General features: G+C 50.7%; 22 protein-coding genes. 7 read left to right on the top strand and 15 right to left on the bottom strand.

Going from position 1 to position 24,084, the window contains the following annotated elements; translation table 11 throughout:
• The first annotated feature begins 61 nt into the window (after positions 1–61).
• The 3 genes from deoA (at position 62) to deoD (ending at position 3,448) form a co-directional block, all read left to right on the top strand.
• On the top strand, positions 62–1,393 hold the full coding sequence (deoA, locus tag G5S52_RS08585) for a thymidine phosphorylase (RefSeq protein ID WP_165012773.1): 1,332 nt from the start codon (positions 62–64) through the stop codon (positions 1,391–1,393).
• A 10-nt stretch (positions 1,394–1,403) separates the two neighbouring features.
• On the top strand, positions 1,404–2,624 hold the full coding sequence (locus G5S52_RS08580; protein WP_165012771.1) for a phosphopentomutase: 1,221 nt from the start codon (positions 1,404–1,406) through the stop codon (positions 2,622–2,624).
• Positions 2,625–2,722: 98 nt separating this feature from the next.
• Positions 2,723–3,448, top strand: coding sequence for a purine-nucleoside phosphorylase (gene deoD / locus G5S52_RS08575; RefSeq protein ID WP_002538934.1), 726 nt, complete (start codon positions 2,723–2,725; stop codon positions 3,446–3,448).
• Positions 3,449–3,547: 99 nt separating this feature from the next.
• Here deoD and G5S52_RS08570 read toward each other — a convergent pair whose 3' ends face one another.
• Positions 3,548–4,156 (bottom strand): YtjB family periplasmic protein, encoded by a 609-nt coding sequence (locus tag G5S52_RS08570; protein WP_002538933.1) that lies wholly within the window; start codon positions 4,154–4,156, stop codon positions 3,548–3,550.
• Positions 4,157–4,314: 158 nt separating this feature from the next.
• Here G5S52_RS08570 and serB point away from each other — a divergent pair, with 158 nt between their 5' ends.
• Entirely contained in the window at positions 4,315–5,280 is a 966-nt protein-coding gene (gene serB, locus G5S52_RS08565; protein ID WP_165012769.1) for a phosphoserine phosphatase, read from the top strand.
• A gap of 66 nt (positions 5,281–5,346) precedes the next feature.
• On the opposite strand, the gene G5S52_RS23895 is transcribed toward serB, so the two are convergent.
• Both G5S52_RS23895 and G5S52_RS23890 read right to left on the bottom strand, forming a co-directional pair.
• Positions 5,347–6,243 carry a PilZ domain-containing protein gene (locus G5S52_RS23895; RefSeq protein WP_368737461.1) on the bottom strand — a complete coding sequence of 299 codons (897 nt, stop codon included), beginning with the start codon at positions 6,241–6,243 and terminating at the stop codon, positions 5,347–5,349.
• Complete coding sequence (locus G5S52_RS23890; protein WP_235956144.1) at positions 6,231–7,724, bottom strand: PilZ domain-containing protein; 1,494 nt, start codon at positions 7,722–7,724, stop codon at positions 6,231–6,233. The genes G5S52_RS23895 and G5S52_RS23890 overlap by 13 nt, the downstream gene beginning before the upstream one ends.
• A gap of 107 nt (positions 7,725–7,831) precedes the next feature.
• Here G5S52_RS23890 and radA point away from each other — a divergent pair, with 107 nt between their 5' ends.
• The gene (gene radA / locus G5S52_RS08555; protein ID WP_002538929.1) at positions 7,832–9,211 is read left to right on the top strand and encodes a DNA repair protein RadA; all 1,380 of its coding nucleotides are present in this window, start codon (positions 7,832–7,834) and stop codon (positions 9,209–9,211) included.
• 82 nt (positions 9,212–9,293) lie between these two features.
• Here the strand turns inward: radA and G5S52_RS08550 are convergent, their stop codons facing one another.
• The 3 genes from G5S52_RS08550 to ettA form a co-directional block, all read right to left on the bottom strand.
• Positions 9,294–10,328 carry a M23 family metallopeptidase gene (locus tag G5S52_RS08550; RefSeq protein WP_165012767.1) on the bottom strand — a complete coding sequence of 345 codons (1,035 nt, stop codon included), beginning with the start codon at positions 10,326–10,328 and terminating at the stop codon, positions 9,294–9,296.
• A 44-nt stretch (positions 10,329–10,372) separates the two neighbouring features.
• Positions 10,373–10,744, bottom strand: a complete 372-nt coding sequence (locus tag G5S52_RS08545) for a PilZ domain-containing protein (RefSeq protein ID WP_165012765.1) — start codon at positions 10,742–10,744, stop codon at positions 10,373–10,375.
• 176 nt (positions 10,745–10,920) lie between these two features.
• Positions 10,921–12,588 carry an energy-dependent translational throttle protein EttA gene (ettA, locus tag G5S52_RS08540; RefSeq protein ID WP_165012763.1) on the bottom strand — a complete coding sequence of 556 codons (1,668 nt, stop codon included), beginning with the start codon at positions 12,586–12,588 and terminating at the stop codon, positions 10,921–10,923.
• Positions 12,589–12,986: 398 nt separating this feature from the next.
• Here ettA and sltY point away from each other — a divergent pair, with 398 nt between their 5' ends.
• Together sltY and trpR are read left to right on the top strand one after the other, a co-directional pair.
• Complete coding sequence (gene sltY / locus G5S52_RS08535) at positions 12,987–14,912, top strand: murein transglycosylase (protein WP_438590713.1); 1,926 nt, start codon at positions 12,987–12,989, stop codon at positions 14,910–14,912.
• A 76-nt stretch (positions 14,913–14,988) separates the two neighbouring features.
• Positions 14,989–15,282 (top strand): trp operon repressor, encoded by a 294-nt coding sequence (trpR, locus tag G5S52_RS08530; protein WP_002538922.1) that lies wholly within the window; start codon positions 14,989–14,991, stop codon positions 15,280–15,282.
• A gap of 81 nt (positions 15,283–15,363) precedes the next feature.
• On the opposite strand, the gene yjjX is transcribed toward trpR, so the two are convergent.
• The 9 genes from yjjX to G5S52_RS24200 form a co-directional block, all read right to left on the bottom strand.
• A complete protein-coding gene (gene yjjX / locus G5S52_RS08525; RefSeq protein WP_235956143.1) occupies positions 15,364–15,966 on the bottom strand; it encodes an inosine/xanthosine triphosphatase in 603 nt (200 codons plus the stop codon).
• A gap of 17 nt (positions 15,967–15,983) precedes the next feature.
• Positions 15,984–16,829 (bottom strand): sterol desaturase family protein, encoded by an 846-nt coding sequence (locus G5S52_RS08520; RefSeq protein ID WP_165012759.1) that lies wholly within the window; start codon positions 16,827–16,829, stop codon positions 15,984–15,986.
• Positions 16,830–16,964: 135 nt separating this feature from the next.
• The gene (locus G5S52_RS08515) at positions 16,965–17,627 is read right to left on the bottom strand and encodes a spondin domain-containing protein (RefSeq protein WP_165012757.1); all 663 of its coding nucleotides are present in this window, start codon (positions 17,625–17,627) and stop codon (positions 16,965–16,967) included.
• A gap of 12 nt (positions 17,628–17,639) precedes the next feature.
• Positions 17,640–18,302 (bottom strand): spondin domain-containing protein, encoded by a 663-nt coding sequence (locus G5S52_RS08510; protein ID WP_165012755.1) that lies wholly within the window; start codon positions 18,300–18,302, stop codon positions 17,640–17,642.
• A 112-nt stretch (positions 18,303–18,414) separates the two neighbouring features.
• Positions 18,415–20,076, bottom strand: a complete 1,662-nt coding sequence (locus G5S52_RS08505; protein ID WP_165012753.1) for a diguanylate cyclase — start codon at positions 20,074–20,076, stop codon at positions 18,415–18,417.
• Positions 20,073–20,456: a response regulator gene (locus G5S52_RS08500; RefSeq protein WP_165012751.1), complete on the bottom strand. Its 384-nt coding sequence runs from the start codon at positions 20,454–20,456 to the stop codon at positions 20,073–20,075. Before G5S52_RS08500 ends, G5S52_RS08505 begins: the two co-directional genes overlap by 4 nt.
• On the bottom strand, positions 20,456–22,879 hold the full coding sequence (locus tag G5S52_RS08495) for a sensor histidine kinase (protein ID WP_165012749.1): 2,424 nt from the start codon (positions 22,877–22,879) through the stop codon (positions 20,456–20,458). Before G5S52_RS08495 ends, G5S52_RS08500 begins: the two co-directional genes overlap by 1 nt.
• A complete protein-coding gene (locus tag G5S52_RS24205; RefSeq protein ID WP_368737460.1) occupies positions 22,879–23,562 on the bottom strand; it encodes an ABC transporter substrate-binding protein in 684 nt (227 codons plus the stop codon). The genes G5S52_RS08495 and G5S52_RS24205 overlap by 1 nt, the downstream gene beginning before the upstream one ends.
• Positions 23,496–24,080, bottom strand: a complete 585-nt coding sequence (locus G5S52_RS24200) for an ABC transporter substrate-binding protein (RefSeq protein WP_268895517.1) — start codon at positions 24,078–24,080, stop codon at positions 23,496–23,498. The genes G5S52_RS24205 and G5S52_RS24200 overlap by 67 nt, the downstream gene beginning before the upstream one ends.
• Positions 24,081–24,084 lie beyond the last annotated feature (4 nt).

The raw sequence follows: 24,084 nt of genomic DNA, 5'->3' as shown, positions 1-24,084 counted from the left end.
TTTTGGGGAGCTGGCGATTTCGGCTCCCCCTGTTTTTGATACCCAGTACGTGAGGTCGATTATGTACCTTCCCCAAGAAATCATTCGGAAGAAGCGTGACAACATTGCGCTGACTTCTGAAGAAATTAATTTCTTTATCCAGGGCATTGCAAAAGAGACTGTTTCTGAAGGACAGATCGCAGCATTTGCCATGGCAGTGTACTTCAATGACATGACCATGGACGAGCGTGTATCACTGACGTGCGCCATGCGTGACTCCGGCATGGTGATTGACTGGTCACACATGAATTTTGATGGCCCTATTGTCGATAAACACAGTACCGGCGGTGTGGGTGATGTGACCTCCCTGATGCTTGGCCCTATGGTGGCTGCATGTGGTGGTTACGTACCTATGATTTCAGGCCGTGGCTTGGGTCATACAGGTGGTACGCTGGACAAACTGGAAGCGATTCCGGGTTATAACATCACACCGAGCAACGATGTGTTCGGTAAAGTGACCAAAGAAGCAGGTGTGGCGATTATCGGCCAGACCGGTGATTTGGCACCCGCGGACAAGCGTGTATACGCAACCCGCGATGTGACAGCGACCGTCGACAATATTTCTCTTATTACCGCGTCTATCCTGTCGAAGAAACTGGCGGCAGGTTTAGAGTCTCTGGTGATGGATGTAAAAGTAGGCTCTGGCGCGTTTATGCCGACCTACGAGAAATCAGAAGAACTGGCGAAATCGATTGTGGCAGTTGCCAATGGTGCGGGTACCCGTACCAGCTCACTGCTCACCGACATGAATCAGGTATTGGCTTCAAGTGCAGGCAACGCACTGGAAGTGAAAGAAGCGGTTCAGTTCCTGACCGGTGAATACCGTAACCCTCGCCTGTATGCCGTCACCATGGCGCTTTGTGCCGAAATGCTGACTATCAGTGGTCTGGCGAAAGACAAAGATGATGCCATGAACAAACTGCAAACCGTGCTGGACAACGGCAAGGCAGCAGAATGCTTCGGCAAAATGGTGGCAGGTTTGGGTGGTCCGCTCGACTTCGTTGACAACTATAGTAAGTATCTGGCAGCGGCAAACGTGGTGAAACCTGTGTTTGCAAGCCGCGCTGGTTTTGTATCAGCGATGGACACCCGTGCGATTGGCATGGCTGTCGTTGGTCTTGGCGGTGGACGCCGTGTTGCAAGTGATACGATCGATTATTCAGTGGGCTTTAGCGATGTTATCCGTCTGGGTATGCAAGCTAACAGCACCACGCCATTGGCGGTAGTACATGCCAAGGATGAAGCTGCATGGCAACAAGCAGCTGCAGCACTTCAGGCTGCCATGCGCATCGAAAACGAAGCGCCAGAAGCGACCCCTGAAGTTTACCGCCAGATTGGCCCACAAGACGTCTAAGGAGGCGATCATGAAACGCGCGATTATTTTGGTACTGGATTCCTTTGGGATCGGTGCAACCGAAGATGCTCACAAGTTTGGTGATGTGGGCGCGAATACACTGGGCTCCATCGCGAAAGCGTGTGCGGCAGGTAACGCGAACAATGATGACCGCCAAGGTCCACTCACACTGCCAAACCTCAATGCACTGGGTTTGGGCAAAGCGTGTGAAGAATCATCAGGCTACTTCCCTGAAGGTTTGGATGAAAACGCGGAAATCATCGGTGCTTACGGCCATGCGGCTGAGCTGTCTTCCGGTAAAGACACCCCTTCGGGCCACTGGGAAATTGCCGGTGTACCTGTACTGTTTGACTGGGGTTATTTCACTGACAAAGAAAACAGCTTCCCGAAAGCGCTGACTGACCGCATTCTTGAACGCGCAGGTTTACCGGATTATCTGGGTAACTGCCATGCATCAGGTACGCAGATCCTTGACGATCTGGGTGAAGAGCACATGAAAACTGGCTTGCCAATTTTCTACACCTCTGCGGACTCGGTATTCCAAATCGCGTGTCATGAAGAAACCTTCGGTCTGGATCGTCTACTGGAGCTTTGCCAGATTGCCCGCGAAGAGCTGGAAGACTACAACATTGGCCGTGTTATCGCACGTCCGTTCATCGGGCCGGGCAAAGGCCAGTTTGAGCGTACCGGTAACCGCCGTGACCTGTCTGTCGAGCCGCCTTCAGCGACCGTGCTGCAAAAGCTGGTTGATGAGAAACAAGGTGAGGTGGTGTCTATCGGTAAGATTGCAGACATCTACGCGCACGTTGGTATCACCAAGAAAGTGAAAGCGACCGGTTTGGAAGCCCTGTTCAACGCGACCAAAGATGCGATGAACCAAGAAGGTGACAACAGCATCATCTTCACCAACTTCGTCGACTTTGACTCTCACTACGGTCACCGTCGTAACGTGGCAGGCTATGCTGCAGCACTGGAGTATTTCGACAAGCGTTTGCCTGAAATCCTCGAAATGCTGAAAGAAGATGATGTCTTGATCCTGACCGCTGACCACGGTTGTGACCCAACGTGGGAAGGCACGGATCACACCCGCGAGCACATTCCTGTTCTGGTTTACGGGAAACATGTACCAGCAGGTTCGCTCGGTCGTCGTGAGACCTTCGCAGACATCGGCCAGACTCTGGCGAAGTACTTCGGTACTTCAGACATGGAATACGGAAAGTCTTTCCTGTAATTCCACACTAAATTCCGGTCGCAGCGCAGACTATCAGCGAGTGCTGCGACCCGATTAGCATCGGTTGACGCCGAAATTTGATCAAAAGGAAATAGAAAATGGCAACTCCACATATCAATGCCGAAATGGGTGATTTTGCAGATGTAGTTCTGATGCCGGGCGACCCGCTGCGTGCTAAATACATTGCAGAAACCTTCCTGGAAGACGTTAAGCAAGTTTGTGATGTTCGCAACATGTTCGGTTTCACCGGTACTTACAAAGGCCGCAAGATCTCTGTTATGGGCCACGGTATGGGTATCCCATCATGCTCAATCTACGCGACTGAGCTGATCAAAGACTTCGGCGTGAAGAAAATCATCCGTGTAGGTAGCTGTGGTGCAGTGCGTGAAGACGTAAAACTGCGTGAAGTTATCATCGGTGTTGGCGCGTCTACTGATGCGAAAATCAACCGTACCCGTTTCAACGGCCACGACTTCGCAGCGATTGCAGACTTCGAGATGACCCGTAACGCGGTTGATGCAGCGAAAGCAAAAGGCATCAACGTACGTGTAGGTAACATCTTCTCTGCTGACCTTTTCTATTCTCCAGAACCAGATTTCTTCGACACCATGGCGAAGTACGGCATCCTGGGTGTGGAAATGGAAGCCGCGGGTATCTACGGTGTAGCAGCAGAATTCGGCGCGAAAGCACTGACTATCTGTACTGTGTCTGACCACATTAAGACTGGCGAGCAAACCACTTCTGACGAGCGTCAAACCACGTTCAACGAAATGATTGAAATCGCACTGGAATCTGTACTGCTGGGCGACGCGGAAGAAGCGTAAGTTCTGCTGACAGACCAAGATGAAAAAGGATGGCTTAGGCCATCCTTTTTGCGTTCTGGGGAAAGTTCTCTTAAGAACCTAGGTTCGCTCTTCTCTCTGCTAGTCGTTACTCTTTAACAGAAATGTTGAACGCCATAAATCCCGGCGGTTGGCGAACGTAAAGATCAGCAAGGCACCTGTGGCAATCGCGACCAGGATCATGGCGCGTACCAGGTTGATGCTTTGTTCAAGCCGGTTGGAAGCGGCTTTTATCACTTCACCATGCTCCAGCGTGATCCGCACAAAGCCGGAAATATTGCCATCGTCGGCAATGGGCTCAACCAGCTGCTGGCGACCAATACTGGCCACGGAAAGCGGGGTATTGAGCCCTGTTAGCTGCTCCAGTGGCATCGCCCCGAGTGAGCTTGCCACCAGATTGCCTTTCACATCATAGACCGCAGCATCCAGAATCAGGTCTTCATTTTGCAAGTTGTTCACCAACTGCTGAACCGCATCCATATCATCGCTTGCCAGTGCCGTGTGAGCACTGGCCGCCGCTTGGCGGAGTATGACGCGGGACAGGGATTCTGTCTGGTCAAAAAGCATTTTGTAATTGCGGTTATTTAATTGATTGCTGTACATAAACAGCATCATTATTGTGGAGAAGCAGGCGACAACCACAATAAACTGCCAGAGCCTTTTAAGGCGTTTTTTATTTATTTGAAGCATAAGCTGTCCAAGCTAAGGCGCCTTCCAAGACGAAGTCGCAACAAATCAGCGCTATCTCAGTTTGCTGTTCTGGCTGGAAAAAAGCAAGCAACCGCCGTGCTGTGATCTCAAGCACTCTTTGATATAGTAAAGGCAACTGACCAAAAGGAATTTATGCAATGGATGCATTTTCAGCCTATCCGATCAAAAAACACGTAAAGCTGCTCAACCGTTTCCCTTCTATCCGAGATTTTCGTCCGTCAGATTGCCGTCAGGCAGGGTGGATTCTTTATGGGCTTCATATCAGCCCGGGTTCTTTGGATGACCTTTCCTTTCTGCTCGGTGAGCCAGTATTCCCGCTGACAGGTTGGACTGTTGGCCCTTACGAAGTGTTGCTGATGCGTGGAGAACTCACTCCAGAGGTCGTACAACTGTGCGATGCACTGGCGCTGGACTGCGCGTCACTTGAAAACATTCCAAATCTTTATGAGCCGGGATTGGCACTGTTCGATATGGACTCAACGGCTATTCAGATTGAGTGCATTGATGAAATTGCCAAGCTGGCAGGCGTCGGCGAGCAGGTAGCAGAAGTGACGGAACGTGCCATGCGCGGCGAACTCGACTTTGAAGCTAGCCTTCGCCAACGTGTTGCGACGCTGAAAGGCACGGATGTGTCTGTGCTTGAGCAAGTACGCGATAACATTCCTTACATGCCGGGCATGAAGCAACTGACGGCCTCTTTGCAGGCGCGTGGCTGGAAAGTCGCGATTGCATCAGGTGGCTTTACCTGGTTCTCGGACAAGCTGAAAGAAGACTTGTCACTGGCCTATGCTGAGTCAAACCAACTGGTGATTGAAAACGGCAAGCTGACCGGTGAAGTGGCGGGCTCAGTGGTGGATGCACAGCGCAAAGCCGACATTCTTCGCGATCTGGCAGACCGCTATGAACTGATGCCGGCGAACACACTGGCGGTGGGTGACGGCGCCAACGATTTGGTCATGATGTCTGCCGCTGGGCTGGGCATTGCTTATCACGCTAAACCGAAAGTGCAGCAAGCGGCGCAGGTGGCTGTTCGTCACGCGGATTTAGGGGGCGTACTTTGTGTGCTCTCTGCCTCTTTGCTCCCGCAAAGACTGAGTTGGTAAGGTGTATAGAGGCTGAAACAAGAAAGGGATGTCGACTGACATCCCTTTTTATTTGGTGGTATAAGTTTAACCGCCGATTTCCAAACGTCTTAGCACTTCGTCGGTAATGTCACTCATTTCTCCATAAGCACAGAGGTCAGTGAATTCCATTTCAAGCTGTCTTGCCCGTTGTGTAGACAGAGAGACCAAAGGTGCCAGCGTTTCTGGTGGCAGCCACTGATTGCCATCATCCAATGGTTGTAGCCAGTTTCTGACCGCAAAAAACTTCCCACGCTTACGTGCCTGTGTAATGAACATTTTGCGCTCTTCGGGAGAGCTAAAGCTTTCCAGTGGGCGCGATGTGACATCGATAATGGCACCGTCTGAGAAGGTCGCCGAAATATAGAACTCATGACGAACCTGCTCTTCCCGGTTGCGCAGGCGCGTCACTGGGCTTACGTATTTCGACAGGTGCTCACCAATGACTGAGCGGAGCGACATCATGCCCGAACCAGCATTTTTCTGAAGCAGACGACTGAGTTCATTACCCGGGAAGTTCGCACCAATGGCAGACACCTGAAGCGTTTCCCCACGGCGAACAATAAAGTAAGGCGTGGCAGATAACCGTGTTAGCAGCATTTGATGCATGGCATGAAGCAGCGGTGCGTCCGGCAGTTTCTCGCTGTCGAGCAGAAGCTTATGCTGGTTGTGCTCAATCAATCGCTGCAGGTAATGACTCCGGTGCTTGCTGTGTCTGTCTTTTAACAGTGCCAGCTTGATGTTGGTTCTGTCTTCACTGATCTGTACCACTTTGTAAGGCACGTTACCGAGAGGTGCGTTCGGATCGACCCGTTTCAGATCAGTAAAAGTGACCGATACTTCCTGCTGTTTACTACCGGTAAAGGGTTTGCTCAGCACCACGTTCAGACCTTGGGTTGAAAAGTCGATGGTCTGGCCCTGCAATTCACCGGTTAAATGGTGCACCAAGGTGGTTTGGTTCTGTGCTGGTAGCGCGGCTCTTTGCGTTGCGGTGCCAGCACAGAAGGGACTGCTTCAACCGGTAGAATAGGGTCACGCAAGTGCGCGAAACGGTTGAGCTGTTTCACCGGGTGCTTGGGCTTGATTGGAATCCGGAAATCACTGCTGACCTGGGACAAGGTCAAATCCTGAATCGTCGCAATATGGGTCAGCTCATCAATTTGTTGGATGTAGGCTGGTGACACTTCCTGCAACCTTCGGGCGTCTTCTTCACTGATTTTAGCCATGGTGACGCGAAGCACACGCCAGGATGGGCGTGAACTGCCGACATGCCAGAACAGGTGACGAAGCTCTGCGTCCAATTCTGTCGGACAGGCAGAGAAGAAGTAGGTTTTTTCACCGTGCTGATGGTTAAAGCAATACACCAGGGTTTCGCTGTTGGTCAGCCCTTCAAGTGCCAGATACTGTAAACGCTTTTCCGAGAACAACTTGTCGATCACCGGCTGATTGCGTTCGTCATGCCAGTAATCCCAAAGCTCGCGGTTTTGTTCGGTCAAAAGGCTGTATCTCAGCCTGTTGCCACAGAAAAACAGTGGCAGTGACGGTGTCTGCTCAAGGAATACCTGTTCATAGGCGCGGGAGCGGGTGGTCAGGAATTTGTCCTCATTTTCCTGGCGGGAGTCCAGATCGTCAGTTTGGGACTTAATCTCAATGGCGTCTTTGATGACATCGGTGCTGCTCATCAAACGAAGGCGCAGGCGCTGGAAGTTGTCGCCGTTGAGGTTAAGTTCCTTTCCGACCACTCGATAGTTCAAGCCGCTGAAAAGCTCTGCCAGCTGGCACTCATCCCCCAATTGAGGGAAATAAATCACCAATGTCGATCCCGTTTCATAATGGAACGATGAAGGTAATTTGATCTGCATGCCTGAATTGGAAATATCAATGGTCGAGCCATTCACTTCCGTGCCATCGGGCAGAAAAGCCTGAATGCGACTAGAGAGCTGAATGCGGTTTTCACTTCTCGACAGGTAGTGGCCAAAACGCAGCGGCACTGCATCAACTGTGTCCAGAGACTCTGTTGCCCGCACATCGCCTTGTCGCTGCAAAACACGGTAACTGTTTGGCGTATTGTGTAACTCTTCCCAAAGCCCGACTGTCATCCGGCCTTGATAGATGTCGACGCGGCGGTGATACAGATTGATGGCAACATCGTCCATCCAGTGATTCACTTCGTGCAGAAAATAACGGCGACACTCGCCAACCACTTTTCCGCGTAGGTCCACGGGTTTGCTGCAAGGAGACATGAGGCGTCGCACTTCCATCTTGGTAATTAACCGTTCGGAAGCGTTCTCATTGGGGGTAAGCTCCGCCAGTACTGCATCAAATGCATCTTGCTCATACAGGGGGAGTAGCTGATCAAACAGCGCCTTGTCGTGGTCCTTCATCTCGATAAAGTCTGGTAGAATCCTGAAATTAGATGACAACATCTGTATCGGCCATAAGTGTCGATAGTTTACCTTTTTTCCCGATCTTGGCGTGAACTTATGCGCAGACTTGCATGCAAGACATGTAAGCATTGGTAACAGGAGCAATCATGGCGAAAACAAAACGTGCTTATGTGTGTAACGACTGTGGCGCAGACTATCCGCGCTGGCAGGGACAATGCACTGCCTGTGGGTCGTGGAACACCATCACTGAAGTACGTTTGGCTGCCTCTCCAACGGTGGCGCGCACTGAGAAATATGCGGGCTATGCGGGCGCAACCGAAGCCAAAGTTCAGACGCTCTCTGCTATCGATCTTCAGGAAGTGCCACGCTTTACCAGTGGTTTTAAAGAACTCGACCGCGTACTGGGTGGCGGTATTGTGCCGGGTGCGGCGATCCTGATTGGCGGTAACCCAGGGGCAGGTAAAAGTACACTTCTTCTGCAAACTATGTGTTGGCTGGCAAGCCAAATGCCAACGCTGTATGTCACTGGTGAAGAGTCGCTCCAGCAGGTGGCAATGCGCGCCGAGCGCTTGGGTCTGCCGAAAGACAACCTCAAAATGCTGTCTGAAACTAACGTTGAAACCATTTGCTCGATTGCCCGTACAGAGCAGCCGAAAATCATGGTTATCGACTCGATTCAGGTCATGCACTGTGCAGATATTGCCTCTGCGCCGGGCAGTGTCGCGCAGGTGCGTGAGTCTGCTGCCGCTCTGACCCGTTATGCTAAGCAGCATAACGTGGCGATATTTATGGTCGGTCATGTCACCAAAGATGGCACGCTCGCTGGGCCGAAGGTGCTTGAACACTGTATCGACTGCTCCGTGTTGCTTGATGGTTCCAGCGACAGCCGTTTCCGTACTCTTCGCAGCCATAAAAACCGCTTTGGTGCGGTGAATGAATTGGGTGTGTTTGCGATGACAGGGCAGGGACTGCGTGAAGTCAGTAACCCTTCGGCGATTTTTCTGTCACGTGGCGAGGAAGCGACATCCGGTAGTTCAGTGATGGTGTTATGGGAAGGCACGCGTCCACTGCTTGTCGAGTTACAGGCGTTGGTAGATTACAGTCAACTGGCCAATCCGCGACGTGTTGCCGTCGGCCTTGAGCAAAACCGCTTGGCGTTGCTGCTGGCTGTTTTGCACAAACATGGCGGCCTGCAAATGTCGGATCAGGATGTGTTCGTCAACGTAGTGGGTGGCGTGAAAGTCACGGAAACCAGTGCAGACCTCGCCTTGCTGCTGGCATTGATTTCCAGCTTCCGTGATCGCCCATTGCCGCGCGATTTAGTGGTGTTCGGTGAAGTCGGTCTTGCCGGTGAAATCCGCCCAGTCCCAAGCGGTCAAGAGCGTTTGTCAGAAGCGTTCAAGCATGGCTTTAAACGCGCTGTTGTGCCAATGGCCAATGCGCCTAAAAAAGAAATCCCAGGCATGAAGGTGTATGGGGTGAATAAGCTTTCCGAAGTGCTGACTGTGTTGGATGAAATGGATTAACGGTTACAGACCTTAACACCATTGAAAAAGGCGCCCGATTGACGTGGCGCCTTTTTTTACGTCTCAGCATGACTGGCGAAGATTAATCCGTGGCTGCAATGGTCACTGGAGTGTCATTCTCGCTTTTCGCAGTGACTGCACCTGATTGCGCCACGGCATCCGCCGCCAGCTGCACTTGGGTTGATACCATGCTTTCAACGATCTCGACCAGGTTCGCCCAGTTCACTTTGTCTTCCTCTTTGAAAAGGAACTCAAAGTTATCCGGTGTCCAGGCAATAAAGCGTTTCGGGTTCAACGCACGGCCCAGGAATCGCACTTCATAATGAAGGTGTGGGCCGGTAGACAAGCCCGTGTTACCTGACCAACCAATCAAGTCCCCTTTTTTGACGAACTGACCGGTATTGACGTTGAACTTATCGAGATGGGCATACAGCGTCATAAAGCCAAAGGCGTGGTCAATTTTCAGCATGTTGCCGTAGCCTTTCTTGCGGCTAGGGCGTTTGTATTCCACGACGCCATCTGCGGGTGCGTAAACCGGTGTGCCGATGTCTGCAGTTAAATCTAAACCAAGGTGGAACTTCTTGTTGCCAGTCACTGGGTGGGTACGCGAGCCATAGCCTGACGATCGACGGTAGCTTTCAATCGGTTTGCCGCTTGGAATGAGTTGCAGCATGGTGGCGCGCACGGCAGAGTTTATCGCCGCTACATCCAGTCGCTCAGCCAATGGCAAAGACTCATCGCCTTCTTTTTCCAACCCCAATACTTCCTCAACCGTGGAAACGCGCTGGGTCAGATAGCTAAGTTGGCTGTCTTTGTCTTCGATGATCTGGGCGTATTCTTCTTCTTTGTTGTTGATCAGTTGCTCTAGCTGTTGGCGTTTTTGTTTGAGATCTTCAAGCTGACCGACAAGCTCAGAGCTTTGCTCTGTCATGCTCTTGAGCGTCACTTCCGCGGTGGTTGAACGGTGGTTCAGATAATAAATGGTCGCGATGCTGGCGAAGATGCCAACGATGAGGGTGGCTAACAGCGTGAGCAGGACTTTCTTTAGCGAAGGGGAGAGCACATAGTGACGTGATCCATTCGCATGGGAGACGGCGATTCGAATGTTGTGGGGCATGTTACTACTACTTCATGTATATGCGCTTAAATTCATCACCGCGATTATACGGTATCTTTCAGATCTGTCAGTTGTGCTAATTCACGATGAAGCAAATCATCGTTACCGACGTTCAATTCGACCAGACGTTTCAGGTGGCTGGCGCTGTCGATATCAATATGGTCGATTTGAAAGCGCAGGTACTCATTGTTTTCCTGGACCAGTTTCAGATCCATGTCTAACTCAATGTCAGTATCCTGGAGGCAGAAGCGAACATCATAGTCTGCTTCATTACCTGCTTCCCAGTCCTCTGGCGTTGCCAGCAATGCCCCTTTCAGTGACAGATCCAGTACTTTGGATTCCCAGCTTTTTCCATTTTGCGTGATGGTAGCAGGGGTGCGGTACACCACGCGGGAAAATTTACGACGTTCTGCCATCTAAAAGTCCTCAATTCCTTTTACACCAAGTGTAGGAGAGTCGGCGTTATATCTCTACTTCGACGTTTCGTCTCCGTGATGTTCTGCGCGTCTTATAAATGAATCAATAAATAACGGGCAGATTTTGCGCATAAAAAAGGGCCACATGACGTGACCCTTTCTCTATCAAGCGGTGATTACTTGGTCACGCGCTTGTATTTGATGCGGTGTGGTTGTGCTGCCGCTGCGCCCAGCGTTTGTTTCAGCCACTCGCTGTATTCCGCGTAGTTACCTTCGAAGAAGTTCACCTGACCTTCATCACGGTAATCCAGGATGTGCGTCGCGATACGGTCAAGGAACCAACGGTCGTGAGAGATAACCATGGCACAGCCAGGGAACTCGAGCAGCGCTTCTTCCAGTGCACGCAGGGTTTCTACGTCCAGGTCGTTGGTTGGTTCATCGAGAAGCAGTACGTTACCGCCCGCTTTTAGCAGTTTTGCAAGATGAACACGGTTACGCTCACCACCTGACAAGTCGCCGATACGTTTTTGCTGATCGCTGCCTTTGAAGTTGAAGCGCGAACAGTAAGCACGGGCAGGGATCTCGAAGTTATTGATGCGGATGATTTCTGCACCTTCAGAGATTTCCTGATAAACCGTGTTGTTGTCGTCCATGCTGTCACGGAACTGATCAACAGACGCCAGTTGTACGGTTTCACCCATTTCGATAGAGCCGCTGTCTGGCTGCTCGGTGCCGCTCAGCATCTTGAACAGAGTAGATTTACCTGCACCGTTGGCACCGATGATGCCCACAATCGCACCTTTAGGCACGCTGAACGACAGGTCGTCGATCAGAACGCGGTCACCGAACGACTTGGTCAGGTTATTCACTTCGATAACCTTGTCACCCAGGCGTGGACCCGGTGGGATGAACAGCTCGTTGGTCTCATTACGGCGTTGGTAGTCAGTGGTGTTCAGCTCTTCAAAGCGCGCCATACGTGCTTTAGATTTTGCCTGACGACCTTTAGGATTCTGGCGAACCCACTCCAGTTCTTTCTCGATGGTTTTCTGGCGAGCTTTTTCAGATGACGCTTCTTGTTGCAGACGCGCGTCTTTTTGCTCCAGCCATGAGGTGTAGTTACCTTCCCATGGAATACCTTCACCACGGTCAAGTTCCAGAATCCAACCCGCTGCGTTGTCGAGGAAGTAACGGTCGTGCGTGATCGCCACAACAGTGCCGTTATAATCAACCAGGAAGCGTTCCAGCCAGCCCACAGATTCTGCGTCCAGGTGGTTCGTTGGTTCGTCGAGCAGCAGCATGTCTGGGCGCTCAAGCAACAAGCGACAGATAGCAACACGGCGGCGCTCACCACCAGACAGATGCTTAATCTTCGCATCCCACTCTGGCAGACGCAGTGCATCCGCAGCGCGCTCAAGGGCGTTGTCAAGATTGTGACCGTCTTTTGCCTGGATCAGTGCTTCCAATTCGCCTTGCTCTTTTGCCAGCGCGTCGAAATCTGCATCTGGTTCTGCATAAGCGGCGTAAACAGCATCAAGACGAGACAGGGCATCAACCACGTCAGAAACTGCTTCTTCCACAGTTTCACGAACCGTTTTGTCTTCATCCAGTTTTGGTTCCTGAGGCAGGTAACCCACTTTGATGCCAGGTTGTGCACGCGCTTCACCTTCGATATCGGTATCGATACCCGCCATGATGCGTAGAAGGGTGGATTTACCTGCGCCGTTTAGACCCAATACGCCGATTTTGGCACCTGGGAAAAAGCACAGAGAGATGTCTTTCAGGATCTGACGCTTCGGTGGCACGATTTTGCCAACGCGCGACATGGTATAAACGTACTCAGCCATTCTGCTCGCGTTCTCTTGTCACTAAATGGAAATGATTAGCCGGATATTCTACCTGCTTCGTTGAAGTATTGTAACAGGCCCTAAGTCTCAAACCGCTTCAAGGTCAGACTTTGAACTGGTCAGAGTATAGTTTTGGGAACCATTTGTTGTTGGGAAAAACAAAAGAAAGAGAGGCATGCTTCCGTCTCACGTGCCCGAGCTCCCGTTTGTCGTTTTCAGTAACAGTTTCTTTGCGGCGGGAGCTCAGGGAGTTTGATATATAGAAGATGGTGCAACAGACCTAATTTTCCATCTCATTCGAAGGATTGGGTATAAGCTTAAAGCTAAGTGCGCTAGGGAGAAGCATCTGAATGCTACTAAGTGAAAAATCAATAATTACAAAAGCGTATAATAAGTCAGTGGATAGATTCAATCTCGCAGCGCCTCTAGGCATGGCGCTTCTGCTTGGCAGTGTTTTTCCTGCCAACGCACTCACGATCGATGAGCAACGTACCCGTTACGAAAAAGCCATCGCTGCGATTGAGCGCAACGACATGGCAACGTTTTCGCGCCTCAAATCAAACGTGAAGGATTATCCGCTTTATCCTTATCTGGACTATCGCGATTTTATGCGTGATATCAATGGTGCCAGTACCAAAGAAGTGAACGCTTTTTTGAAAAAGCATGCTGATTTGCCGTTTACACGCACTGTGCGGGCGCGTCATCTCAATGTATTGGCTTCTAAGGGGAAATGGTCGCAATTGCTGGCGTTTCAGGACACTGTCCCCCGTGGTGAGAGTTACCAGTGTAATTATTACTATGCGCACAGCAAAGCCGGTGACAAAGCGCTGGCGCTGTCAGGGGCGAAATCCCTCTACCTGTCGGGTTCGTCAGTCGACAGGGCATGTGACAAGCTGTTTGATTACCTCAAAGACAATGGCAAGCTGACAGATAACCTCGTCCTTGAGCGCATGCTGCTGGCGTTTGATAACCGCAACAAGTCGTTGATGACCTATCTTCAGAAGCAATTCACCACCACTCACGCCAAACGTCAGGCCAAAGAAGTCCTGGCACTTTATAACAAGCCTCAGGGCGTGGCGGATTTCTCCAAAAAAAGCAAAGTCACCACGTTTAACCGGCACCTGGCGCGCATTGCCTTTGAACGCCTTGCGCGCAGCAATTCTGAAGAAGCCGTGAAACAGTTCAAACGCACGGTTGAAGGTCAGCATTACGACAAGCATGAACGTCAGGAGATGGCGGATTACCTTGCGGGTCGTTTGATGTCGACAGAAGATGCATCCCTTGCTGCATGGCGTGATAAGCAGCTCAAGCAAACAGTGAATCAGTCGCTGCTGGAACGCCGAGTGCGTATGAGTCTGGTGGAAGCGGATTGGAAAGACGTTGGCCGCTGGATTGATGTGATGTCTGAAAAGGAGCGTGACTCACTTAAGTGGAAATACTGGCGAGCCCGAGTGCTGAAAGAGGCAGGTAAAACGGCAGAAGCCAACGCGATTTTTGAATCCATGATTGGGGAGCGTAACTTCTACAGTGTTGCGGCAGCAGACGAATTGGGTAAGTCGATTGATATTCCTTATCAAACCACACCGCTTAATCCGGGAGCATTAGCGCCTTTCAACAAAGCCTTGAAGCGTGTCGATGAGCTGCTGACGTTGGATAAAATCACTGCTGCGAAACGCGAATGGCAATACATTTTGCGCAATGCAAACAGGGATCAGAAAGCCAACCTTGCGGCGTATGCGTCAGACCAAAAGTGGTATCATCTCTCTGTGCAGGCAACGATCGCCGGAAAGCTCTGGGGACACCTGGAATACCGCTTCCCAGTGGCGCATCGCTGGTGGTTTGAGTTCTTCAGTAAAGAGCGTGAACTTCCACTGACGACTTTGCTGGCTTTGTCGCGTCAGGAGAGTGCCTTCTACACCCGCGCAGTGTCACCTGTTGGCGCACGCGGTTTGATGCAGCTCATGCCGGCGACGGCGAAGGAAACGTCGAAGAAACTGGGTTTTCGCTATCTTGGCAAGAGCACGCTGAACGATCCGGGTATCAATATCCGTTTAGGCAGTGGTTACCTTCGTATGTTGCTGGATCAGTTTGATGAAAACCGTATCCTGGCGTTCGCCGGGTACAACGCAGGTCCTCACCGTGCTTCCCGCTGGTTGGCGAAATCAGACGGCAATCTGGATGCGATTGCGTTTATCGAAGCCATTCCTTTCCGGGAGACGCGAGGTTATGTGCAGAATGTGCTGATGTACGACATCTACTACCGTAAGTTGCTGGGTCAACCTCTACAGTTCCTGACAGAAAGTGAGTCTAATCGTCGCTATTGAGTCATGATTGTCTAAGAAACAGAGAGACTTGGAGTATAATGACGGCGTTATTAGTACCGATTTCTACGAGGTGACCATGAAAGCGACGCCGGAATATTCTGACTGGCAAGATGTGCTGGATTTGATCCACAGAGCAAGTGACAACGGGGACGAAGCTAAACTCTTGAAGATGTTGCTGACGCCCGACGAGCGCAGCGCGCTGATTGCCCGGGTCAATATTCTCAACGAGTTGTTAAAAGGTGAGGTGAGCCAGCGACAACTCAGTCAGATGCTTGGCGTCGGTATCGCGACGATCACCCGTGGCTCTAACGAATTGAAGCAATTGGATGATGCGCAAAAGCAGTGGTTGCTGGAGCTTTTGGACAAGTAAAGATCAGGAAGAGAAGGTTCTAGGAAAAACAGGTCCTAGGGAAAAAATGTGCGGCAACTGTCTCTTAGCAGTGCCGCTTTTTTATTCAATGTTGTCTGCAGGACCCAGGACCCAGGACCCAGGACCCAGGACCCAGGACCCAGGACTCAGGTCTTCTTTAGTGCTCTTCCGTCGGAAAAAAACCGGATTCATAAACGGGATCAGCGCTAAGATAAGCGCCTGATGGTAGACCGAGCTTCGTGTCAGTAAGTGTCCAGTCAGCATGCCGATCGCCCCACCTTTTTGTTTCACGTTCTGTTCATTGAACATTTCATCCATCACATCGCCCAGCTCTTTGCCTTCCTCCAGCATGTTGAGTGCGGCTGGTGGCAAAGGGACAGAAGCCGAACGCGATTCACCAACGCGGTCTGCAGATTCCACGACCATCCAGGCAAAGGTATAAGGAGCGTCCAATCCAGCCTCGACACCCACGTAGAAATTACCATCAACCACCTTTTTGGCGTTATGGACACGGTTTCTGGCACCTGCCAACGTTTCCTCACTGGTCATTGGCTGATCTGCGACACCACTGGAGACAGACACACCTTCAAACGTCATGTCATTGTTGGGAAATACTTCTTTGAAGGCAGCTTCCACAGCAGCAATTTTGGCAGGGTTAAGCGAAGTGACAATCACTTTGGTCATGGGCATCCAGTCCTGAATCAGAGAGAGTTATTTTGTTGTTTTTTCTCAGGGGCACGTTTGAACAAGCGAAATGGCAAGGCAAGAAGGCCTGTTAGCCACACGACATGTCTTTCTTCCCGCTGGCTTTTTATGCCAATAGTCATGCCGTAATGGCCTTCCTCGGGTTGCGCACGGTAAGTGTTGAACAGCCGGTCCCAGATAGCAAGATTAAAACCGAAGTTCGAATCACTTTCATAGCGATGAATGGAGTGATGCACGCGGTGCATGTCCGGTGTCACCACCACTTTGCGCAGCCAGCGGTCTATCGACAAGGGAATGGCCACGTTACTGTGATTAAACAGCGCCATACCGCTGAGTATCACTTCAAACAAAATCACAGCGACCACAGGCACGCCTAACAGCGCAATGGCAGCAAATTTGATAAGCATGGAAAGCAGAATTTCAATCGGATGGAAGCGGGCACCTGAGGTAACATCCAAATCCCGATCAGCATGATGAACCGCGTGCAAACGCCAGAGAATAGGAACGGTGTGAAAGAGTTTGTGCTGGAACCAGATGATACCGTCAAGAAGGACAATGCTGAGGGTGACCGACAGCCAAAGTGGGGAATCAAACACGTTGAATAAACCAATCCCTTTCTGGGCACACCATGCAGCGAAACCCGCCGCGGCGAGAGGAAAAATGGCGCGGAGCACCGCGGTGTTAAACATCATCAGGGCGATATTGTTCAGCCAGCGTTTCGCCTTGCTGACCGTCAGAATTCGTTTTGGGAACAGCCACTCTACAGCTGCCATGACGCCGAAAATGGAAAAAAAAGTCAGCAGACGGAAAACACTTTCCTGTGATTCGATAAAACTCAGCACTGACACTCCCGCATGAATAATCCTTTCGAACAGCTTAACACATCCCGAAACATCTTCGGTTCGCGTATAGATACGTGACCGGAAAGAAAAACGGGCACTTTCAACAGTGCCCGTTTGTGCTTTGATGGGAACGAATCACCAAACCCGTTTGATGGTGACTTTCGCGCCCGGGTTCAGAAACCGGTGACGGTAATTCAATGCTGAACCTTCCAATCCCTCATCAGCCGACAGCACGCCAGGGTGAATGCGCAGACGGTCTACATCATCGCGTGCAGCGTTGAAGCCTTCACCACCTGCAGCGGGCCCAGGAATGGTGCCTTGGGTTTCCGAGTTCGCTTCTGTGCCTGCATCCCACACTGGCAATGTGATGGTGATGCTTTGACCAGGGCGCAATTTACGTAGATCGATATCAGACTCAGCGACGATAGCATCGTTGGTATTGACCAGCATAGATGCCACAGAAAGGTAACGTGTCTTCTTGTGGTTCAGTTGTACAGTGAAGCTTTCTGATGCGCCCGGAGGAAGCGGCGATGCGCCAGAGAGAGCATCTTCCACGTGGCGAAGATCTTCATAAGCAAGAACATCGCTGTTATCACCACCTTCCGCCAGTTTTTCCAGTGCGACAGAAACCGGTTGGCCAACTTCAAACAAGGTGTTGGTCTTGCTGTGGGTCAACAGCGCGACCGGAGACATAGGTTGCGCATCCGTCAGGTTTTCTACGGTGACCGTGTATTCCTTTTGCAAGGGACACCCAGCCAGTGCCAGCGCTGCTGCGCCAATGAGAGCAAAGCGATACATACTGCGCCCTCCTTAATAAACGGTGACGGTGATGATGGCAACTGGGTTGAGCCAACGGTGTTTGGTGCTGTCGAAGTCGCTTAGACCGCCAGTGGCATCAGTGTCACCGAGGTTACCCGGATGAATGTGAACGGTTTCATTGGCAACTTCAGTATCGACACCTGTGCCACCTTCACCAAAGGTGATAAACGGTGGGGTTGGAACGCTGCCTGCCAGCTCATCATTCGCTTCTGTGCCTGCGTCATAGCCGTTGGCTTTGATGACATAGGTGCCTTTTTTCTTTGGGATTTTCCAGCTGTCTACCCCGATAAACGCATCGTTAGAAGGTAGCAACATCGCGGCGATAGAAAGCACATCGCCATGATTTGCGTAAAGCGTGGTGGAAGTGGATGCGCCTGGGTCCAGAATGCCTTCTGCCGGGTTGGCTTGTACATCAGCACCCACACCTTCAGCCAGTGCAACCAGACCAGAAATATCGCCACCTTCTGCCATGGCTTCTACATCAGCAGATGCTGCTTCGCCGGTACGGAACAGATACGCGTCCGGGCTGTGAGCAGCAACGATCAATGGGGTGAAATAAATGCCATCGGTGGCATTGGTGATTTTGACATCGACGTTGGCGGCCTGCGCGGTGAATGCTGCGCCCATTGCCATACTGAGAAGTAAGGTTTTCATTTTTCGCTCCCTGTGCGTTGAATTCTTCCAAGCATGGCGCGAAAAAATGGCGAAGCCTTCGCGGATTTCTCTCAAAACTCTCACAAAGGCCTAATGAAATACTATCAGAGTGTTACGCGGTGTTTTTCTCCTGAGGGTCATCACTGTTCCCCAGTTCAACATGGGTTACCACACGGTTTCTTCCCCGCTCTTTTGCCAGATAGAGTGAAGAGTCGGCCACTTCAATAAGACCCTCAATAGAATCAAACTCGGGAAACGTCGCGATACCAGCACTCAAGGTGGCAGTGAATGTTTCGGGACCGTTTGAAAACGGCGTTTTGGAGAACGTACTGCGGAATTCATCAATCAATCTGAGCGCGATATCTGCAGGCGTGTCGGGCAGGATCAATGCGAATTCTTCACCGCCATAACGGGCGCTGGTATCAGTTTTGCGGAAGCGGTAATTGAGTAAGCGCGCGACACCCTTGATGACCTTGTCACCGACAGGGTGACCGTACTTGTCATTGATGGACTTGAAGTGGTCGATATCAATCATCACAAAACTGACGGGAGACTTATGACGTCTGGCGCGCGAAAGCTCACGCTCCAGTGCCATTTTCAGGTTGGAGTGATTGAGCAACCCGGTCAGACTGTCTCTGTCCATCATGGCGCTTAGCGCACGAAATCGGCGGGCACGAATGGAGACTGCCTGTGTCAGGTGTAAGTCGTTAATCGGCTTAGTCAGAAAATCATCCGCGCCGACCTGAAGCGCTTTCATTTGAAGCTTAAGATCAGTTTCACCGGAAAGGTACACGATGGGCACATTGGTGTGCGCCGCATGTTGGCGTATTACGCTGGCCGCTTCAACTCCTGAGCAATTCGGCATGTAGAGGTCCATTAACACCAGATCCGGATGAAATTCGCCCAACTCATCGAGCAGATGATCCGGACTGTCTACTATGCAGGTTTTCATACCTGCGCCTTGCAGCACAATTGAGTAGTGCTCAGCAAGGGTTCGGTCATCTTCGACGATCAGTACCCGGTATTGAGCGTTGTTGGTCTCCCAGAGGGAGTCGAGTAAACCGAGGATATCGTCATACTCAACAGGTTTGTGGAAGAAGGTAAACGCACCAGCTTTGGCGGCACGCAGGCGACTTTCCCAGCATTCTGTTGCACTCAGCACGACCAAAGGAATTCCGCTGTTTTTACGCCAGACTTTGGTGATTTCATCGAGGAGTTTAAAGTCATCAAGGTCAACAATCAGTACCGAAGGTGCCTCTTGATCGAGAGCGACTTTAAGTTCGGCAGCTGTTGAGAACATTGCTACTTCGTAATCGATATACTGAAGTTGCTCGACCATTTCGGTGGCATCTTCAGGATTTTCTGCAACCACGTAAACCAGTTGCTTGGTGCGGTCTTGCTCATGAAGCAAGGTCACTTCACCGTATGTTAAATCATCAGGGCGTTTGGGTTCGATTTTGGCGATATCGTCAATGCCTGAAATCAGGCGATCTATATCTTCATCACCGATGGGCAGCGTTTGATTCTCAATGTGCGGTTTCAGTAATACTTCAATGTCACGGCCGCATTCTCCAAGATCGACAAAGCCCAGCGTAGTGGCGGTGCCAGCCAGCTTATGCGCTTCCATTACCAATTCTTCCAGTTCGCAAAACTCAGAGGTTTTCTGCGTTTGGATTTTATTCCACAGCGTTTTAATACGCTTTGTGCGTTTAACGACGCTGCTGGCGAACTTGGTTTGTTGCTCCTGAAACTTTTTGACTTGAGAAGGTCTCATACACTGCGCCTTTCCATTAATTTCATGATTTCATCTGCCAGTAACATGGGATCGAAAGGTTTGCTGATGACCCCGATGGCGCCGTACTCGTGATACGCTTTCACTTCCGCAGGCTGCACCTTGGCGGTCATAAAGATAGCGGGTGTACTTTCAAGGTGTGGTATGGTTCTTAACCGTTTGAGCGTGGTGGGGCCATCCATGTCTGGCATCATCACATCCAAAAGCAATAGATCAGGGCTTGATAACGCTGCCTTTTCGAGCGCCACATCGCCACACTCACATGACAAAAGGATAAAGTCGTCACCTTCCAGCGCGAGCTCTGCCACATCACGTATATCTTCATCATCTTCAACGTAAAGTACGGTAATTGGCTTATCCATTACATCGCCTCTCTGGGAAATCTTTTCTTAAGTATAAGACGCAGTTCGGATTTAAGACTGTTGATGTTCAGAGTATCAATACTGTGGGCGGCGATCACGATATCGAGATCGGGCACATCCTGTTCCCCGTGGGTGAGTAGAACAACAGGGATATGACGACGACTGAGTTGATCCATCAACTTATCCAGAGGCTCCGGGAAGGGATATTCCACTAACGCGAGCTCAAAGGGTTGCTGGCCTAACGCCAGATTGGCTCGCGATACCGATTCTGCGGTTGATATTTCGCACTCGGGATAGAACTGATTCCTGAGATCGCCAATCAGCTGATCATCCGATCCCACAAACAGTATTTGAAAGGCAGGGAGTCTGCCGCTTTGGCGTCGCTGATTGTTTGGTTGTGCACTATCGCTAGGAAGGGTGAAGAAGAAGGTCGAACCTTCGCCCAGTGTGGAGAAAAAGTCGATGTTACCTTTATGGGCTTCAATGATGGATTTGGTAATCGCCAGCCCTAGGCCAGTGCCTCCAACTTGGCGGGTATCAGAGCTATCTGCCTGGGAAAAACGTTCGAAGATCTGCTGATGAAACTCAGCGGGAATACCTGCACCGGTATCTGTCACTTCTACCCGATAGGCTTTGCCTTGAAGGGAAAGAGAAACGGTCACGGTACTTTCGGCGCTGGAGTATTTAATGGCATTGGAAAGCAGGTTTGCCATCACCTGCTGAAGCCTTGTCGAATCGGCATTGATATAGGCATTTTCAATGTCGGCATGAAATGCCAACGAGACCTTGTGCTGTCTTGCATACCCTTCGTTGTCTTCTAAAGAGCGGGTAATGATGCTGTAGAGGTTATTTCGGTGGAAGGTGTACACCATTTGGTCGGACTCTAGTTTTTCGATATCCAGAATATCGTTAATAAGCAGAGTCAGGCGTTCACAGTTGCGGAGCGCAAGTGTCAGCATTTTGTGGGTTTTGGGCGGAAGCTCATCGGTGAACTTACCGAGGATCAGACCAAGCGCCCCCCGAATGGAAGTGAGTGGGGTGCGAAGCTCATGGCTCACCGTGGCAACAAACTTGCTTTTTAAGGCCTCGCCTTTTTTCCTTTGGGTGATATCACGTACAACACCCGTGAACATTTTATTTCCGGACACCTGCATTTCACTGACAGAAAGCTCAGCCGGGAAGATGTTGCCATCTTTACGCTTGGCCGTTACTTCACGCCCCACGCCAATAACCTTTGCACGTTTTCCTGACAGGTAATTGTTGAGATAAGTGTCGTGTTGGGAAGCGAAATTTTCCGGCATCAGCATGTTGACTTTGTGACCAATGACTTCTTCTGCCCGGTAACCAAACAGGCCCTCAGCCGCCGGGTTGAAGGTCGCAATATGGCCTTTCGAATCAATAGTGATAATGGCATCAACAACGGTGTCGACAATCGCTGACAATTGATTTTGACCGGATTGCCGTTCTTCTTGCAGATTGATTTCATTGATCCGTTTGATTTCTAACGTGGCTTGGTTGAATGCATCAGCCAGTGTGGTCAGTTCAAGATCAGAAACTTGTGTTCTTACCGGATACTTAGCGGCTTTGACTTCATCTGCTAGTTCAATAATGGGGTTTGCCATCTTTTGCCCAATCCGGCGTGTAATGACAATCATCGGCAGTAAGGCAATCAAAGCTAGGACACTGAAACTGGTCAGCCAGGGAGAGATTCCACCCAACAATGCCTTATAGGGTTGGTTCAAGGTAATGGAAATATCGAACTCGCTGAGCGCCATGTTGCTTGGGGGGGGCATGACAACGGTAATGCCAGGAGCAATAACATCTCCAGCAGATATGCGCCAGCGTTGGTTGATTTTGAGCTCGTGGCTGTATTCAATGTTATCAAGAACGGGGGCAATGAGAACGTTGGGATCAATTTTGGCAATAATTCCACCCTGAACTGCGCCGTAGTATTTAATGGGCTCGATAATAAAAAAGCTGCCATCATGGAACTTGATCTCGCCCAGCCCTGTCGTGAGGGTTTCGGTGACTAAAAGTGGGGTAAACCATGTGGCGGCTTCATCATCCATATGAAGAAACTGCCCGGCATAATCAAAAAGGTGTGCTTCTTCGATGGCGGTATAGAGGGTCAAATCTTCCAGTGCGTGTTCGAAGTAGTAACGTCCTCCGCCAAGGTCAATCAAGCTGTTTATGGATAACTGGCTTTGGGCAGTTCTGGATACGGCACGTTGCTGGGTAGACAGTTGAAGATTGAGTACGCTCAGTACGTTAAATGCCTGTGCGTGGAGTTTATCCTGCAGTTGGCGCTCAATGCGGAATAGCTCCATCACCGTTGTTGCGCCGACAACCAATAAAAGAAACGTAATCAACAGGGACAGGATCAGTTTTGAAAACCGATTAGCGATGCTTGTTTTGGCAGCCATCAGCGTTCAGTCTCCATGGGGCGCAAACTCCCCTCTTTGTAGTAGGCAAACAAATAGTCTTCGACTGAAAGGGCATCCTGATTACCGTTTTTGAATGGCGCCCGATACGCTTTCATCAACCCGTTATACTGCTCAAGCTGTGTCAGTGCTTTTTGAATCTCAGACATATCGATAGTGCCTGCACGTTCTGCGGCAATGGCTAGCATGTGCATCAAGTCATACGCATGTGCGGTGCCAGAGGGGGCGTAAATATCCGACGCCTTTTGGGTGCCGTATTTGCTGTGATAGCGCGCGACGAAGGATTTGGCGGTGGGGTTGTTATTGTCAACGAAGGAAAAGGTTTGGAGCACCCGAAGATCAACGGATTGGAGTGCTTTTTGTGAACGGCTGGCAAACTCAGAGCCTGTGATCCCCCAATGGGAGAAAACCACTGGCGGGTTTGGATACTTGGCGAGGTGAGTGACAAACTTTTCGCCTTCGACAGCGTTCCCAACAAAAATAATGGCTTCTGCGCCTTTTTTGACCAAGCTATCGACTTTTGAACGCATGCTTTGCTCCCCCCAATCAAACCATTCGATTTGAATGGGTGGAAGTGAACGCTTATTCATTTGCTTGGTCAGTCCTTCAAAATTACTGCGTCCCCAACCATTGTTGACCAGAAGAAATCCAATCTTGTCGGACACGTCGAGTGCGCCTTCCAGCAAGAATTGTGCGGCGTATTCATCCCTGACAGAGACCCGGAAGACAAAATTGGGGTCTCTCTTGTTACTGACAATGGGCGTCGCGGCTGCCATGGTGCCAGCATCAATATCTTGCGCTCGTGCAGCATATCTAACTCCGCCAGCACCACGGGGCTGCTGATGCCACTGAATACAGCGAGCAGGTTTGGGAGTTTGGAGAACACTTCGATGTTGTCCAATCCGCGTGACGGCACCATGGAGTTATCGCGGGCGACCAACTTCACCTGTTTGCCGAGAATACCGCCATTGGCGTTGATTTCTTCCAGTGCGAGTTCAATCCCGCGCCTGATAGAAAGTCCTGATATCGCTGAGCCTCCTGAAAGGTCGGCATCCAACGCTACGAGCAAATCGGTAGGATGTGGGTTGGTCCAATCTTCACGCGCTTGAAGAAATTGCTCGACCAATGCGGTGCCAAAGTGCTCCCTATTTTGCTCGAGCAGGGGTTTATGGGCTTGACGCATGGCA

This window comes from Grimontia sedimenti, from assembly GCF_011045095.1.
GTDB classification, from domain to species: domain Bacteria; phylum Pseudomonadota; class Gammaproteobacteria; order Enterobacterales; family Vibrionaceae; genus Enterovibrio; species Enterovibrio sedimenti.
This window is presented reverse-complemented; position numbering and strand designations above follow the sequence as displayed.

Excerpts from the sequence above, each read along its gene's own strand:
- G5S52_RS08500 (WP_165012751.1), bottom strand. The coding sequence starts at position 20,456 with ATGGATAAGCCAATTACCGTACTTTACGTTGAAGATGATGAAGATATA.
- radA (WP_002538929.1), top strand. The coding sequence starts at position 7,832 with ATGGCGAAAACAAAACGTGCTTATGTGTGTAACGACTGTGGCGCAGAC.
- G5S52_RS08570 (WP_002538933.1), bottom strand. The coding sequence starts at position 4,156 with ATGCTTCAAATAAATAAAAAACGCCTTAAAAGGCTCTGGCAGTTTATT.
- yjjX (WP_235956143.1), bottom strand. The coding sequence starts at position 15,966 with ATGACCAAAGTGATTGTCACTTCGCTTAACCCTGCCAAAATTGCTGCT.
- deoD (WP_002538934.1), top strand. The coding sequence starts at position 2,723 with ATGGCAACTCCACATATCAATGCCGAAATGGGTGATTTTGCAGATGTA.
- G5S52_RS23890 (WP_235956144.1), bottom strand. The coding sequence starts at position 7,724 with ATGTTGTCATCTAATTTCAGGATTCTACCAGACTTTATCGAGATGAAG.
- G5S52_RS08550 (WP_165012767.1), bottom strand. The coding sequence starts at position 10,328 with ATGCCCCACAACATTCGAATCGCCGTCTCCCATGCGAATGGATCACGT.
- trpR (WP_002538922.1), top strand. The coding sequence starts at position 14,989 with ATGAAAGCGACGCCGGAATATTCTGACTGGCAAGATGTGCTGGATTTG.
- G5S52_RS08505 (WP_165012753.1), bottom strand. The coding sequence starts at position 20,076 with ATGAGACCTTCTCAAGTCAAAAAGTTTCAGGAGCAACAAACCAAGTTC.
- G5S52_RS08580 (WP_165012771.1), top strand. The coding sequence starts at position 1,404 with ATGAAACGCGCGATTATTTTGGTACTGGATTCCTTTGGGATCGGTGCA.
- G5S52_RS08495 (WP_165012749.1), bottom strand. The coding sequence starts at position 22,879 with ATGGCTGCCAAAACAAGCATCGCTAATCGGTTTTCAAAACTGATCCTG.
- G5S52_RS08515 (WP_165012757.1), bottom strand. The coding sequence starts at position 17,627 with ATGTATCGCTTTGCTCTCATTGGCGCAGCAGCGCTGGCACTGGCTGGG.
- ettA (WP_165012763.1), bottom strand. The coding sequence starts at position 12,588 with ATGGCTGAGTACGTTTATACCATGTCGCGCGTTGGCAAAATCGTGCCA.
- G5S52_RS08510 (WP_165012755.1), bottom strand. The coding sequence starts at position 18,302 with ATGAAAACCTTACTTCTCAGTATGGCAATGGGCGCAGCATTCACCGCG.
- deoA (WP_165012773.1), top strand. The coding sequence starts at position 62 with ATGTACCTTCCCCAAGAAATCATTCGGAAGAAGCGTGACAACATTGCG.
- serB (WP_165012769.1), top strand. The coding sequence starts at position 4,315 with ATGGATGCATTTTCAGCCTATCCGATCAAAAAACACGTAAAGCTGCTC.
- G5S52_RS08545 (WP_165012765.1), bottom strand. The coding sequence starts at position 10,744 with ATGGCAGAACGTCGTAAATTTTCCCGCGTGGTGTACCGCACCCCTGCT.
- G5S52_RS24200 (WP_268895517.1), bottom strand. The coding sequence starts at position 24,080 with ATGCGTCAAGCCCATAAACCCCTGCTCGAGCAAAATAGGGAGCACTTT.